The organism is Limosilactobacillus balticus (assembly GCF_014145615.1).
Taxonomy (GTDB): domain Bacteria; phylum Bacillota; class Bacilli; order Lactobacillales; family Lactobacillaceae; genus Limosilactobacillus; species Limosilactobacillus balticus.
Genome location: NZ_JACIVH010000061.1, coordinates 1 through 16,606 on the forward strand (window position 1 = coordinate 1; position 16,606 = coordinate 16,606).

Sequence of the window (16,606 nt, forward strand, 5' to 3'; positions counted from 1 at the left end):
TCCTTCAGATTCCGTCTCACGACGGACACCCTTGTCCTCAGCTCATGGTTCCGACTACTACGGCCCATAGCGGACTTTCACCGCCTAGCTAATACCCATGCCGGGCGCACAAAGAAAAGCAGTTCATATCTGAAATTGGATACGAACTGCTTGGTAAGCAAGTTTATCAGTATTTCTAATTAATTTTCACTAGTTACCATATCTTTTTTTGCCCATTTAAGGGAAGCAGTATAGTTAACTGTTACTGGCTCGCCATATTTAGTATTATTACTATCAACGGAATCAAGCCAAAAGTCATAATAATAATGGTTACCATCCGCTGTCTTATAATCAGCAGTACCAGTTATATTTTGTGGTAAGTTTTCTTTTAACTTGTTTAGAGTAGCAGTGCTAATATTTGTCCCCTGTGCACCAGTTAACAGTTGCTTTACACTATTAGTATTTATCAAGGACATATCGATACCCTTTGTAAGTTGTTCTCCTGCCTTTAATGGATCGGTGAGAACAACTTGCTTACCGCCAACTTCATTCCACACTTTAGAAACTCGAATACTAATCGGTGATGTTACCTCTTGAACACCAGGTTCAGCATCAACTACCACCGTTGCTGAATACTTAGCAATCAATGGCTGACCGTATTTAACATCCTTATTATCATTGACAAATTCGACTACTCTATTTGCATCGCCTTCGAGCCAGTAAACATAATGATACTTAGCTCCATTAGCTGCTTCATAAATTGGTGAGGAGATACCATTACTTAGTTGATTAGCAATCTGGGTTAAGGCTTCTTGACCGATTACTTGATTGCTTTCACCACTCAATTGCTTACTTACTGAAGCATTCAAAAATTCCTTATTATCTAAGACTTTCCCAGTAACTAAACCATCATTGGGCTTCACATCGGTATTATTCCAAATCTTAATAACAACTGATTTAAGTGCCGACTTTACTTGTTCAGGACTCTTGTAACCTTCAAGCATTCCTTTATAAACGTTTAATGATTGAAGCGGGTGACCTTGATCATCAAATAGTGCAACATTATCCCAGGTAGTTCCACCCCATGTAGGCTGACCATTGTAATACATCACTGAATCTGGAGCATAACCAACTGCATTCTTTGATGCCCAACCGGTTCCATATACATCAGACATTTTCTTATTATAGTCCCAATTTTGCCAACCAGCTTTATCAGGAATCCACGCCGGCTCCCAGTAGAATCCACCTACTCCGCCTTGGGCAACTAATGCTTTATACATATCTTCAATTGCATTAACCTGCCCTTGCGGATCATGACTATATGCTTGAATCTCATCATTAGCACTAATAGAATTTCCTGTCCCATCAGCATCATTGACATTATTAATCCAGCCTGTTTCTAGTACAACAGTTTTCTTACCAAATTCCCGCCAAGCCATCTTTTCAATCGCTTCTAAGTTAATTGGTGTACTTGCGCCATAACCCAGATCAACATTGTCATACCAACTATTACCGTCATAAGTCGACCAGAATGGGTAATAAGAAGTTCCTAGGTAGTCATAATCGACATTATTATTCTTCAAAACCGTCATAATGCTACGATACTTACTAATGTTTGGTGTCTCAAGCTGAATGGCAATCTTGGCATTTGGTAATACTGACCTAACTGCTCCTGACGCGGTTCCTAAATATTTAGCAACTTGGTTTCCTTGGTCACTTTCCCATGTAGTCGCCCAGTTTCCACCATGGTCACGGTCGGTCCAAATACCAAAAGCACCATTAGTTACTTCATTCCCTACTTGAACCATTTCAACATCAGCGCCGGCCTGCTTCAAATCGTTAAGAACTTTGCTTGTGTATAAACTTATCTCTTTTGTAAGATCAGCTGACGATAAATTCTTCCATGCTTTGGGAAGCGGTTGCTTAGCTGGATCAGCCCAGAAATCAGAGTAGTGGAAGTCAACTAAGATTTTCATTCCATATTTACTTGCCTCACTAGCCATCTTGACTAATGACTCTTCATCATTATTTCCACCACCATAACCAAAGCCTTCTGCATTGTATGGATCATTCCATAGACGAAGACGAATCCAGTTTACACCAGCATCTTTTAACACCTTAAATAAGTTAGCTTCTTGACCATTAAAGTCATAGAATTTAACACCAGCATTAATTAAAGACTGGTAACTGGAAATATCAACTCCACGAATCATATCATCTGACATGTTTGGAATCTTCTCAACAGTAACACTGTCATAACGGAGACCAGTATCAGTACCTGTCTTATATGCTAGGTTGAGTTCTTCAGCAGTTTTTTGACTGGCCGGGGTCTTATCATTAGCAGTGCTCTTAGCTGCACCCCAAGTTAAAGTAGCAGTATACGTTACCTTGATTGGGTCACCATACTTAACACCATTATTAGCTGTCAAGAAATTATTTAACTTCTCAGTAGCATCTTTTCCAGCTAGCCAAAATTCATAATGGTAAGCATCCCCATTATCGGCATAGTAATTCTTTGCACCATCTAAAGCATATTCATTACCTGCTAGACCAGCAAAAATTGCTTTTAACACATCATCAGAGATTCGAGTGCCTTGTTTACCTTGCAATAATTCACTGCTAAATTGAGTAACGCCATCTTTTACATCAGCATTACTTAAGTTGTCGTTAACTTTAATGGCATCTTTTACCGTTACATTGGAACCGGCAGCAGGGTAAACGGTACTGATATTAACATTTACTGGCGAACTTGCTTTTTGAGAAACATTTTCTTGCCCTGGTTTAAATAAAACAATAGCTACCTGATCTTTATTTGCATCTGCCCCTACGCCCAATACCGAATTATTAGCATCAGCTGGATTAAATGAATTGATAAACCGTTGAACAAGTGTTGATAGGTCAACATTATTAAAATTAGTGGTAAATACAGATAATACATTACCCGCTAATAACGAATTTTTCTTTAACTTGTCAGCAATAATTGCCTTATCTGCTTTAGTATCGCTCTGTGCTACCTCTTGGGCTAAATCATGTAAGGCTAATTCACGGTAATTATGATCTTTACTTTGCCAATCATATTCAACATTTTGAACATTTTCATTATTTAATGCTGCGGCTACCTGCTTAGCAACAGTATTTCGAATTTCAGAAGGATCATTTACTTGGGTTGCTTCACCGTTAACGTTGAAATGATAGAATTTACCGTCAATGATTCTATCTTGATTGGTCAGCATGATACCTTGATCATCAAAATAGTATTGCTTGCCACCTTTATTCATAAATTGATTAGTATAGCGAGCACCATCATTGCCAAAGTAATAAACGTTGCCCCAGTTCTTGTAATATTGATCTTGGTACATCACACCACCATCACCAAAGTAGTATACTTTACCATTCTTATTCAAGAATTGGTCAGTGTAACGGGCGCCATCTGCACCAAAGTAATAAGTATGACCCCAGTTCTTGTAGTATTGGTCTTGGTACATAATTCCTTGATCATCAAAGTAGTATACCTTGCCATTCTTATTCATAAATTGATTAGTATAGCGAGCACCGTCATTGCCAAAGTAATATGTATTACCCCAATTCTTATAATATTGATCTTGATACATAATTCCCTGACTATCAAAGTAGTATACCTTACCATTCTTATTCAAGAATTGATCAGTATAACGGGCACCATCACTACCAAAATAATAGGTATGACCCCAATTATGATAAAATTTATCAGTTATTAACGAACCATTAGAATCAAAGTAATAAAGCTGATTGTTATTAGCAGTTAAGAACTGATTTTTAAGCGGAATAATTCCTTGATTATTAGCCCAGTAACGAGTACCATTCACACTAATATTCTGGTTTTTAGCCAAGGCACCGTCATTACCAAAGTAGTAGGCATTACCCCAATTGACCATGTAGCGATTATCCCAACGAGCGCCATCATTGCCAAAGTAATATGTATTACCCCAATTGTTATAGAACTGGTTATCCCAGCGAGCACCGTCACTACCGAAGTAATAAGTGTGACCCCAATTGTTGTAAAAACAATTGTCCCAACGAGCACCGTCATCACCAAAGTAATAAGTTCGACCCCAGTTGTTATAAAATCGATTATCCCAACGGGCACCATCACTACCAAAGTAATAGGTGTGACCCCAATTATTGTAAAATTGATTACGATAAAGGTTACCATTTTCACCATAATAATAAGTATTACCATTAATTGTAGCAAAAGTATCAGGCGTTGACTTTTGTGGTATTTCACTTGTTGCTTCATCATTTGAAGTAGCTTTTACACTAACAGCAGAATCTTTTGATGCAACCGTTACCGTTGAATCATCAGCCTTATCTACCCCCCCATTTTGCTGAGAAACGCTATTTACTAAGCTTCCTTGAGAATTACCAGTCTGAATCTCACTATTTTTATCAGTAGATTGAGTAAGTGAATTATTAGATGTTGATTTCTCAATTACACTATTTGCTTCTGAATTCAAAGTAGTATCTGCTAATACAGTTGTTGAATTCATGAATGTTAATCCAAATCCTAAAGCAAATGTTGTAATCGCTGCACAACACCATCTTTTGCCATCTTTATATAGTTTAAAATGTTTTTTTGCTTCCATTTTAATGCCCTTTCAATACAAAAATTTCACTTATCTAATATAAATCATCCTAAAAAGGTTTTCAATTAGTTAAAAATTTAGTAAAAAAGATTCAACTATACTAGCTGAACCTTTTTCCTTAATATTAAATTGTATCTTTTCTGCCAATCTATTATAAGATTCTCCTTGCAAAATCAGGACGATAATAACTTATATTGGTTATTTTAACATTTTGACCAGGTGTCGGAGCCTGAATAAAATTCCCATTACCAATATAAATTGCAACATGATAGGCGTTTCCATAACTACCCCAAAACAATAAATCACCAGGTTGAAGGGCATTAAGGCTAACCGCTTTCCCTTGATATTCTTGAGTATAGGTAGTTCGCGGTAAATTTATCCCTACTTGCCGATATACATATTGCACTAACCCTGAACAATCAAATGAGTTTGGACCATCAGCTCCCCAAACATAAGGTTTACCTAATTGTTGACGTGCAATATTAATTACCTGCGAAGCTTTATTAGAAATTACATTAGCATTATACCAATAATCGATTCTGTTTCCTTCTCCATCAGATGCATCGCTATAACGACTAACAAGCACAAGTTGATGACTTGCTATTGCTGGGCTAATATTAAATACGGTCCTAAAGCGGCATCGATCAGCATTATTAATATTACCATAGCCATTCTGAGCAACATCTGGACTTGAAATTACTTGTATATTTTGTCGTTCAACTTCACGATTTGTAGTTTTATCGAATAAAATAAGAAAATGGTACTTTAACAAAGCAGATTTGTCAGCTGCATGCCAACCTTTTGCTATCACTTGATTATTGGCACTATTAAGTTTAAATTCATCAAGATAGCCAGAATTTGCATTTTCACCTACTTTAATTGTATTGTTAAACCAATAATCTGAATAATTTCCTTCACCAAAGTCGTTATCACTATAACGACTAATAATTACGAACTCATCCCCTAACATATTAGGAGTAATCTTAAATTTACTAGCAAACCTTGCTTTCTCTGCATTAGCAATGCTACAAACTTTCGCTACGTCTTCACTTGCTAAAGTATCCACTTTTTGCCGTGTAACTTCTCTGTTTTTAGTCTTATCATACAAGATTAGGAAATGATTTTGCTTAGCAACCGATTGATCGTCTGCATGCCAACCAGCTACCTCAATACTTCCACCATTAACCTTAAAGTTATCTAACCACGCTTCTTTTGTTTGAATTTTTGGGTACCACAAATCAGCACCTCCATTAGGCTCTCCATTTTCATTGTAAGTATAACGAGAAACAAAACGAATCGAAGAAACATTGTTTAAGCAACTAACTGGGATTTGAGCACTGAACCCACCATTTCCGGAGATTGGTGCCTGAGGATAAACATTTTGCACATCTGGTCTATATATTGACCCTAATTTTTGCCTATATAATTCTTGATTATTATTTCCATTTAATGTAATAAGATAGTGATTCATTCCTTGTCGATATTGATTAGTGGCATGCCAACCACTAACATATATATTTTGCCTATCTTCTTTATTTGCCGTAACAGAATCAATATATCCATCATTTACTTGAGTATTATAGTCAATATTTTTTACAGACTGTTGATTCCCTCCTGTAGTATTTAATTCAGTAGATCCAGTAGCGGTCTCCACATTAGATAATATTTGAGGTTCTATATTAGTATTAGTATCAGCATAACTTGTGGACCCAATAATAGTTAGCCCAGTTAACATTATTATAAATTCAGTAATTTTTATACTATGTTCTTTACTCATTTTATAAAATTTTAATCTTCTCTTATACATAATAACTACCTAACTCCCTATCAAACTAGTTTCACATAAATCAAAGTCTTGGTAAAAATCCCTTCATTCCTGTGTAATCAATTAGTTTCCACTTTCTTAATAATAATGCCGTACATAAGAGCATCTCCTCATTATAATAAAATCTATTGCATTAATATTGTAATCCCTTTCTTAAAATTACTACAAAATTAATTTCAATAATCTCACTTATCTTTTATTTTTCCATATCGTATGTTTTTTCAAATTGATTTTATTTACTATTCAATAGTCGCTTGAGTTGATAAAAAACTAGACTAACATCAATGTTGGCATAGCCTATATCTCTTAAATTTACTTTAATTCATATTAATCGACTAAGAACATAAAACAAACCTGCTAATCCAAAATTATGATGCCTCATTAAATTCATTATAATTTACATTTGAGGTATCAACTGAATCGATCCAGAAATAGTAATAATGGTTACCATCGGATGTCCTATAATCTTCTTCGCTAACTGACTTTTTCTTTAATATTTTTCTGCCAATCTATTATAAGATTCTCCTTGCAAAATCAGGACGATAATAATTTATATTGGTTATTTTAACGCTTTGACCAGGTGTCGGAGCCTGAATAAAATTCCCATTACCAATGTAAATTGCAACATGATGGGCACTACCATAACTACCCCAAAACAGTAAATCACCAGGTTGAAGCGCGTTCAAATTAACCGCTGTACCTTGATATTCTTGATCATAAGTAGTTCGCGGTAGGTTTATACCTATCTGCCGATATACATACTGTACTAATCCTGAACAATCAAATGAATTAGGCCCAGTTGCTCCCCAAACATAAGGCTTGCCCAACTGTTGTTTTGCAATGTTAACTATTTGCGCTGCTCTACTAAAAATTACATTACCGTTATTATCAAAATTGTAAGTTTGCCCATTAATATTCAAAGATTCATTTTGAGCACGGGCACCGTCTGCTTTATAGTATTTACCATTAACCCATTTATTTGTAACCTTTAAATAAGTAACAGGATCGAAATAATAATAATTCCCATACCATTTCGTTTCACCAGTTACAATCCGACCATCAGGACCAAACATATACCAATCGCCCCATTGTGATTGAACATAATTATTATCTACACGTTGGTGCGTTGTTGGATCAAAGTAGTAATAGGTATTATCACATTTTTGAACACCACTAGCTGCAGTCCCATCTGCAGTAAACAGATACCAGTGTCCATCATTAGCCTGCATATATTTATTTGTTACTGCTAAATAGGTAGTTGGATCAAAATAATATAATTGACTGTTTTTATCCCATTTATATAATCCCGTCACGATTCGGCCATCCTTACCGAACATGTATTTTAATCCCCACTGCGAGGTTACATAATCATCATCAACCCGAAGATGAGTTACAGGATCAAAGTAGTAATAAGTTCCTGCCCATTTTTGCACACCACTTGCAGCTGTCCCGTCAGCGGTAAATAGATACCAATTTCCATCGTTAGCTTGAATGTAATTATTAGTAACTGCTAGATAGGTAGTTGGATCAAAGTAATATAATTGACCGTTCTTATCCCATTTATATAATCCCGTTACAATTCGACCATCTTTGCCAAACATATACTTCATACCCCACTGGGATGTAGCATATACATCATTCTGTTTTAAATAAGTAGTTGGGTCAAAATAATAGTAGGTTCCAGCCCACTTCTGCACGCCACTTAATGCACAACCATCTTTTCCTAAAAGATAGCCAGTTGTTCCATCACCAATAGTACGGTAATCATTATCAACTCTTAAATACGTTGATGGATCAAAATAATAATGCGAGCCAGCCCAAGCTTGAAAACCAGACTGTACCACTCCATTATCAACTAGATACCAATTATGATCTCCTTGTGCCGAGGTATTTGGAATAGTTGGTAAATATGAATACTGTCGACCACTCAAAGGCTTACTATCCTGATAGTATGTCATTTTGCCCTGCGTATTTTTTTGCCAACCATTTTCAACCGAATTTTGTTGGTTTAATTGGACGGAATATTCAGTTAAATCATTTGATTCAAAGTTGGAAGAATTAGCTGAAATTGTATTTGTGCTATCTTCTAAAATTGCACTATCATCTGGAGTAAATTTTTGTGTTTGTAAGGTTACATTATCATCTTGATTTGCTGTGTTATTATTTATATCACTTGCTGATACATTGCCGGTTAAACAAATAGACATTCCCAATAATGCCAAACTTATGCCAGTAACATTTCTTACCCACTTTTTACAAGCATTACTTAATTGATACCTCGCCTTTGTCATAGTCTCACTCCTCATAGTAAATTCTACTACTTCTACAACTCTAGCTATATTGTAATTCTTTTCACAAAGTGTTGCAAATAGATTAAACAGTTACTAAGTGCGGTAATAATATTAACAGTTAAAAAATAATTGTACTCAAATTAATCAGGACATTCATTACCTTAAAATATCAATTAAAACAAAATAAGGTTATATCTACACAAATTTACGTGTAAATATAACCTCATTCTTTCAATAATTTAACGCTGTTACTATTTTAACCATGATTTCGAATAACCGTTTGCGGATTCAACCATTCACCATGTCCAGTTGCTTCGTTAGGATCATTCCAACTTGGAACAAATGAATTTTTAAGATCAACTCCGTAATTTGGACTGGTATTTATTCCTAGGTGCAAGTGATCTAAGTCACGATACCCAATAACTTGACCTGGATATACTATATCATTACGTTTTACGGTTATCTTATCTCGATTACTAAATGCTTCTTGATAAACATATAGATAACGACCGTCCCAAATCGTTGTAAACCACCATAATGGCTTGTCGTTATCATCATTAACAGTATTGACATCAAGAACTCGCCCACCATGAACAGCGTGAACAGCAGATCCTGGATGATCAGTTTTACCAAAATCTAAGCCATCATGGTACCCGTTTTTACGTGGGTATGGCGTATAACCAAAGCGTTGACCAGGGTAAAACCATCCTTCACCAGTACTAGGGAACGGCCAACTCCAACCATCATTTTGTGGTAGCGGACGAGCAATTCCATCAGTGCCAAAATTGTAGCAATGGCCGTCAACCCATTGAATACCAGTATACATTTGGCCGTGTAGTTGGTCATTATAAACCCAACGATCATCAGGATCGGGCTGGACATCATAACCATCGGCAAAGTAATAACGGTTACCATTAATAGTTCGCCACCCAGTAGCAATCTTCTTAGTAGCTGGATCATCATAGTATACTTTTCCCCAGCTAGTAGCTATTCCTTGATCATCAAAATGATAAGTATTCCCGTTAATCCCTAAAAATTCGGATGTCGCCCGAGAACCATCTGATTTAAAGTAGTATCGCTTACCATTTAAAGTAACCCATTGATTATCACAGCGGGCACCATCAGCGCCGAAGTAATAGGTCCGACCCCAATTAGTATAAACTTGGTTGGTATAGCGGGCACCATCGGCACCGAAGTAGTAGGTATGACCCCAATTGTTATAGAACTGGTTCTTATACTGGCGACCATCTTTACCGAAATAATACAATTTACCATTTTGGTTTAGGAAGTAGTCACGTTGCATCCGTCCTTGACCATCAAATAAGTAAGTACCATTACCAATATTTAAGATTTGGGAGGTTGCTCGTGAACCATCTTGCTTGAAGTAATAGTCGTTACCCCAGCGATTCATCCACCGATTATCCCAACGGGCACCGTCGTTACCAAAGTAGTAAACATTTCCCCAAGCATTCATGAAGCGATCGTCCCAGCGGGCGCCATCACCGCCAAAGTAGTAGGTCCGACCCCAATTAGTATAAAACTGGTTCGTGTACCGCGCACCATCGACCCCAAAGTAATAAGTATGACCCCAATTGTTATAAAACTGGTTTTGATATTCGTGACCATCGTTACCGTAATAATGTAATTTACCATTTTGGTTCACAAATTGATTACGTTGCATCCTCCCTTGATTGTCAAATAAATAAGTAGAGTTCCCAATCGTTAAAGTTTGGGAGGTTGCTCGTGAGCCATCTTGCTTGAAGTAATAATCATTACCCCAACGGTTCATCCACCGATTGTCCCAACGGGCACCGTCATTTCCAAAGTAATAAACATTCCCCCAAGCATTCATAAACCGATCATCCCAGCGGGCGCCATCGTTACCAAAATAGTAGGTATGACCCCAATTAGTATAAAATTGATTGGTGTAACGCGCACCATTATCACCGAAATAATAAGTATGACCCCAATTATTGTAGAACTGATTTTGGTATAGTTTCCCATCATTACCATAATAATAAACATTATTATTAACAGTACTAAAGGTGTTCGGTTGACCTACTTTAGCAACAGTACTGTTCGCAGTAGTCTGATTCTGCGCAGCAGGCGTTACTGGTTGCTTCACTTCTTCGGCGGTACTTTGGGGCTGTGGAGTATTATTTTGCGAATTAGCCGCAATAGTACTAGTAGTTTCCGTTGTTACCAGCGCACTTGGTGTAACATCAGCATAAGCAGTTACTGTTCCCAATGCAAAAGCACAGGCTGTAATAGCAGCAACACACCATAATTTACCGTTCTTATACAATTTAAAGTGTTTTTTGATCATCAAAACTATTCTCTCCCTAATAAAACGCCTACTTAACTACAACAGCAAACCGCTTAATATTATACGAATTTTCAAAATTGCTTGCAGATACCCAGTATGAGCCCCCAGCTGGGTCTTCAACATGGTACTGCCCTGGTCGATAACCATCAACCGTCATCACATGACTATTATTGACACCGGTGCCCCACCAGTAATGACCATACTGCGGTGCAGCCCAGTGCATTGTCACATAGACAACAACCGGATTACCACTTAGTAGTTGATTTTGCAGGTCAGCTGGTGTTGCCCCTGAAATATTTTGAACATTGCCAAACTGCGAACCCCATTTTGATAATGGCGCAGGATAAATTGACTGGAAAATACCATAGGTAACCCGTTGGTAGCCACCACCAAATCCATCATTAGGATTACCGTTAGCAGCAATCGGCATCGTCTTAATAAATGATTGGATATCATAGTTTTTAGCATAGCCTTTATTATGCAAAGCTTCTAGTAAAGCCGTTGCTTCACAAGCCATGTCACCTACTTGATATTGACTAATGTAGGGAGCATTTAATAGTGTCCCATTAATTATTCCACTATTGGCATCAACATAATAATTTTGATGGCCGATAGCAAAGTCTTGTTTTTGGAGGGCACCATCACCACCGAAGTAGTAAGTGTGGCCCCAATTATTATAAAAGCGGTTGTCCCAGCGGGCACCGTCACTGCCGAAGTAATAGGTTCGACCCCAATTGTTGTAGAAACCGTTATCTAACCGGGAGCCATCTTGCTGGAAATAATAGGTATGGCCCCAATTATTATAGAAGCCATTGTCTAGGCGAACGCCACCTTGACCAAAGTAATAAGTGTGACTCCAGTTGTTATAAAATCCGTTATCTAAACGAGCACCGTCTTTTTGGAAGTAATAAGTGTGACCCCAATTATTGTAGAAGCCATCATCTAAGCGGACGCCACCTTGACCAAAGTAATAAGTGTGACCCCAGTTGTTATAAAATCCGTTATCCAATCGAGCGCCATCTTTTTGGAAGTAATAAGTGTGACCCCAATTATTGTAGAAGCCATCATTTAAACGGGTACCGTCTGCTTGATAGTAGTAAGTATGATTATTTTGCGTTAAAAAATAATTTTTTTGCTGCTGACCTTGACTGTTAAAGTAGTAGTCTTTACCGTTTAGAGTCTGTTGACCAGTTAGCTTTTGCCCATTTTGATAATAATAAGTATTATTATCACTTTGTTGCCAGCCATTTTGAATTGTTGAACTTTGAGGGTTAATAGCTGTTAACTCTTTATTGTTTTGTTGAACTACTGGTGAATTATTATTTGATTGGCTATCAGTATTTAAGGAAGTAGCTTTAATATTACTCTCCTGCTGAGCGCTCACTTGAACTTGATTAGTTGTATCTACATCTGCTTTTACATTATTAGGCAAAATTGCCAGCCCCATTGCAGCAAACAGCACAGCAGAGGCAACTGTACATAATCTCTTGCCCTTCTTGATTAACTTATAACGCTTCATAATTATCCTCCCTAGCAATTATTAACACTTTAACATAATACACCCTTACTATTAAAATGCGGATACTTTTTCAGCAATCATGCATTTTTTTCATTTAACACCAATTAGTGAATAAAAAAATAGACCCTGTAACGCTAAATTTAACATTACAAAGCCCATCACTAATTATTTATTATTTTTGAAATAACTTAACTTATTAGCATAATCACTAACCATTGTGACATTATCTTCATGATCATAAATAGATGTTAACTCATCCATTGGAACAATCTTTTCGACATATTGCTTGTTAGCAACTGCGACATCAGTCGTACTATCAAGATACTTAATAATCATCTTGTTATTATTTGTATCTTCCTTGAAATAAATCCAGCTGGTTGGGTCACCATTAGCAGTAATAAAGTGGTAGCCTTTATTAACACCCTCATTAGCGACACCATATAACATATGACCACTATTAGCATTTTCCTTAAACCAATCGGCATTTTGGTATAACCCAACTAAAGTACTAAGGTATTGGTTGTAGGTAATCTTGTAATTACCACTAGGAACCAAACTATAATCCTTAAATAAATAAGTCTGACCATTAATAGTTTGCTTACCATTTACTGGGAAACCACTATTGTCAAAGTAAAGCATTGCTCCTTGCAATTGAGCCCAGTTATTAGTTACCATTCGACCTTGAGCATCAAAGTAGTGGATTTGTGAATTATCGTCATTGCCCTTTAAGCGAAGCAATTGGTTAGTGTAACGGGCACCATCAGCACCAAAGTAGTAAGTGTTACCCCAGTTCTTGTAGTAACGGTTTTGGTACATCGATCCATCGTTACCAAAGTAATAAACCTTGCCATCTTTGTTCATAAATTGATCAGTATAACGAGCACAGTCAGCACCAAAGTAGTAGGTATTGCCCCAGTTCTTATAGTAACGGTTTTGGTACATTGACCCATCATTGCCAAAGTAGTAAACCTTGCCATCCTTGTTCATAAATTGATCGGTGTAACGCGCACCATCAGCGCCAAAGTAATAAGTGTTACCCCAATTATGGTAGTAACGGTTTTGGTACATCGATCCATCGTTACCAAAGTAATAAACCTTGCCATCTTTGTTCATAAATTGATCAGTGTAACGGGCACCATCAGCACCAAAGTAGTAGGTATTGCCCCAGTTCCTGTAGTAAAGGTTTTGGTACATTGACCCATCATTGCCAAAGTAGTAAACCTTGCCATCCTTGTTCATAAATTGGTCAGTGTAACGGGCACCATCAGCGCCAAAGTAATAGGTATTACCCCAGTTCTTGTAGTAACGGTTTTGGTACATTGACCCATCATTGCCAAAGTAGTAAACCTTGCCATCCTTGTTCATAAATTGGTCAGTGTAACGGGCACCATCAGCGCCAAAGTAATAGGTATTGCCCCAGTTCTTATAATAACGGTTTTGATACATCACTCCAGTGTTGTCGAAGTAATAAACCTTACCGTTCATAGTTAAGAATTGGTTGGTATACCGTGCTCCATCAGCACCAAAGTAATAAGTGTTACCCCAATTATGGTAAAACTTATTAGTAACTAATGAGCCATTACCATCAAAGTAATAAAGTTGGTTATTATTAGCGGTCAAAAATTGATTGCGTAAAGGAATAATTCCTTGAGCGTTTACCCATTGATTAGTACCGTTAACATTTAACGTCTTATTCTTAGCTAGTGCCCCATCATTGCCGAAATAATAAGCATTCCCCCATCTTACCATGTAACGATTATCCCAACGAGCACCATCATTACCGAAATAATAAGTATTATTCCAAGCATTCATAAAACGATCATTCCAGCGAGCACCGTCATTACCGAAGTAATAAGTATGACCCCAATTATTATAGAAGAAGTTCTTAGCTAACTCACCCTTCTGGTTATAATAATAGGTATTATCATTGATTGTCGAAAAACTATTAGGAGTACCGGTTGCAGGTACCGTCTTTTGTTCACCAACTCTTTGGTCATTATCGGTTGCTGCAACTTTTACTGCTTCGAAATCATTAACCACTCCCTGCTGATGAGAGTCTTGATTACTTTCAGAAGTTGCTGACGATGATTGATCATTATTTGCTGTTGGTTGATTAGCATTTACCGTTGTACTAGTACTTTGATCAGTATTGGTACCTTGATTATTGCTATTGGTAGTATCAAGAACAGTAGTCGTAGTATCATTAGTTGTTTCATCAGCGTGAACTGCTGGATTAACTAATGTCACTCCTGCCGCAAGTAAAATTGTAGCAATCGCTGCGACACACCATTTTTTGCCGTCTTTATACATTTTAAAATGTTTTTTCATTATGTTCTCCTCCGCATATTATATCTCAATATACTAATCACAAATAAATCATAACACACTTATTCATTGACGACAGTAATAAAAATAACCTATGCCCAAAAATAGACATAAGTTATTTAAGAATTTTAGAATTAATAAATGGATAATGCTTGACCGCTCATTTCACCCTGAATGTGCCATGCTGGAACCCAAGCGTTATTACCAAGATCGTATGCATTGCCACCAGTCGAGTGAGCAGTCCACCGACCCTTATATCCATAAAGCGGATCATAGACATGGAATGTATTGTTATGAGCGTTATAACCTAAAATAACTTTACAGTGATTACGGTTTCCACCTGCATCATAAGCAGACCAACCATAATAGAGTACCGGATGCCCGCTTTGAACAACTTGCGCAATCTTTGAAAGATTTGTGTAAGAGATATCACGAATTCCGCCATAGAATTTCTGCCCATAACTGCTTAAGGCATTAGGCTGAATAACATGATCAAATCCAGCACCCGTAGTAACGTTACCAGACTGGCCACCATTCCAACCTTGGTTACGACTACCATAAACATTTGGTTCATTATGAATCAAGTCGTAAAGATTAGGATATACATTCTTAATGCTTAAAAGCATTGCTAAAGATGCACCTGCACATCCCCATGGTGCAAAGACTGGGGTATATTGGCTAAAGTAATGAACATCACTAACGATTCCGGAGCCATTAGCCCAATGAGCATCATAATCACCATCAACACCAAGGGTATTGAAGAAGGTATTAGTAGCAAGGGCTCCCCCTTGGCCGAAGTAATACTTGTGACCCCAGTTACTATACCAACGATTATCCCAGCGAGCGCCATCATTACCAAAGTAGTAGGTATGACCCCAGTTATTATAGAAACCGTTATCTAAACGAGAACCATCCTTTTGGAAGTAATAAGTATGGCCCCAATTGTTGTAGAAGCCATCATCTAGACGAACACCGCCTTGACCAAAGTAGTAGGTATGACCCCAGTTATTATAGAAACCGTTATCTAAACGAGAACCATCTTTTTGGAAGTAGTAGGTGTGACCCCAATTGTTATAGAAACCATCATCTAGGCGAGCTCCACCTTGACCAAAGTAATAGGTATGACCCCAGTTATTGTAAAATCCGTTGTCTAAGCGGGAACCATCCTTTTGGAAATAGTAAGTGTGGCCCCAATTATTATAGAAGCCATCATCCAACCGGGTACCATCTGCTTGGAAATAATAGGTATGGTTAGCTTGATTTAAAAAGTAGTTCTTTTGTAGCTGACCTTGGGTATTAAAATAATAATTCTTACCATTAATGGTTTGTTGACCAGTTACCTTTTGACCATCTTTATAGTAATAGCTACTCCCCTTATCTGTTTGCCAACCACTCTGTGAAGCAGCTGCTTGCGGAGCTACAGCAATCTTACTTGCAACTAGGGCTTGTTGATCAGTTTGAGCAATTGAATTAGCCTGATCATCTTGCTTAGCCGTTTCACTTGTACTTTGCGTTGCAGGTGTTACTTCCACAGCAACATCAGTCGTTTGATCCTGTGCCTTTGGTGAAGCTACTGTAACACTGGTGGTATTGACTGTACTATTAATAGTATCAGCACTTACCCCCTGTGAAACTGATAAAGCGCCAACTGCTATTGCCAATGTGGCAATTGCCATATAGCACCAATTCTTCCCCTTTTTATACATCTTATAATGTTTT

Annotated in this window: 7 protein-coding genes; all 7 read right to left on the reverse strand. The window is 37.4% G+C overall.

Annotated features, from left to right (window positions below):
• Nucleotides 1–179: 179 nt before the first annotated feature.
• Nucleotides 180–4,601, reverse strand: a complete 4,422-nt coding sequence (locus H5S10_RS10270) for a glycosyl hydrolase 53 family protein (RefSeq protein ID WP_182588769.1) — start codon at nucleotides 4,599–4,601, stop codon at nucleotides 180–182.
• Between the two features lie 151 nt (nucleotides 4,602–4,752).
• Nucleotides 4,753–6,378, reverse strand: coding sequence for a C40 family peptidase (locus tag H5S10_RS10500; protein ID WP_269153494.1), 1,626 nt, complete (start codon nucleotides 6,376–6,378; stop codon nucleotides 4,753–4,755).
• Between the two features lie 560 nt (nucleotides 6,379–6,938).
• Entirely contained in the window at nucleotides 6,939–8,717 is a 1,779-nt protein-coding gene (locus H5S10_RS10215; RefSeq protein ID WP_269153495.1) for a C40 family peptidase, read from the reverse strand.
• Nucleotides 8,718–8,973: 256 nt separating this feature from the next.
• Nucleotides 8,974–11,043, reverse strand: coding sequence for a KxYKxGKxW signal peptide domain-containing protein (locus H5S10_RS03840; protein ID WP_182588771.1), 2,070 nt, complete (start codon nucleotides 11,041–11,043; stop codon nucleotides 8,974–8,976).
• A 28-nt stretch (nucleotides 11,044–11,071) separates the two neighbouring features.
• Entirely contained in the window at nucleotides 11,072–12,562 is a 1,491-nt protein-coding gene (locus H5S10_RS03845) for a C39 family peptidase (protein WP_182588773.1), read from the reverse strand.
• A gap of 165 nt (nucleotides 12,563–12,727) precedes the next feature.
• Entirely contained in the window at nucleotides 12,728–14,890 is a 2,163-nt protein-coding gene (locus tag H5S10_RS03850; RefSeq protein ID WP_182588775.1) for an Lreu_0056 family protein, read from the reverse strand.
• Between the two features lie 131 nt (nucleotides 14,891–15,021).
• The coding region (locus H5S10_RS03855; protein WP_182588776.1) for a C39 family peptidase at nucleotides 15,022–16,606 on the reverse strand (1,585 nt) is incomplete at its 5' end.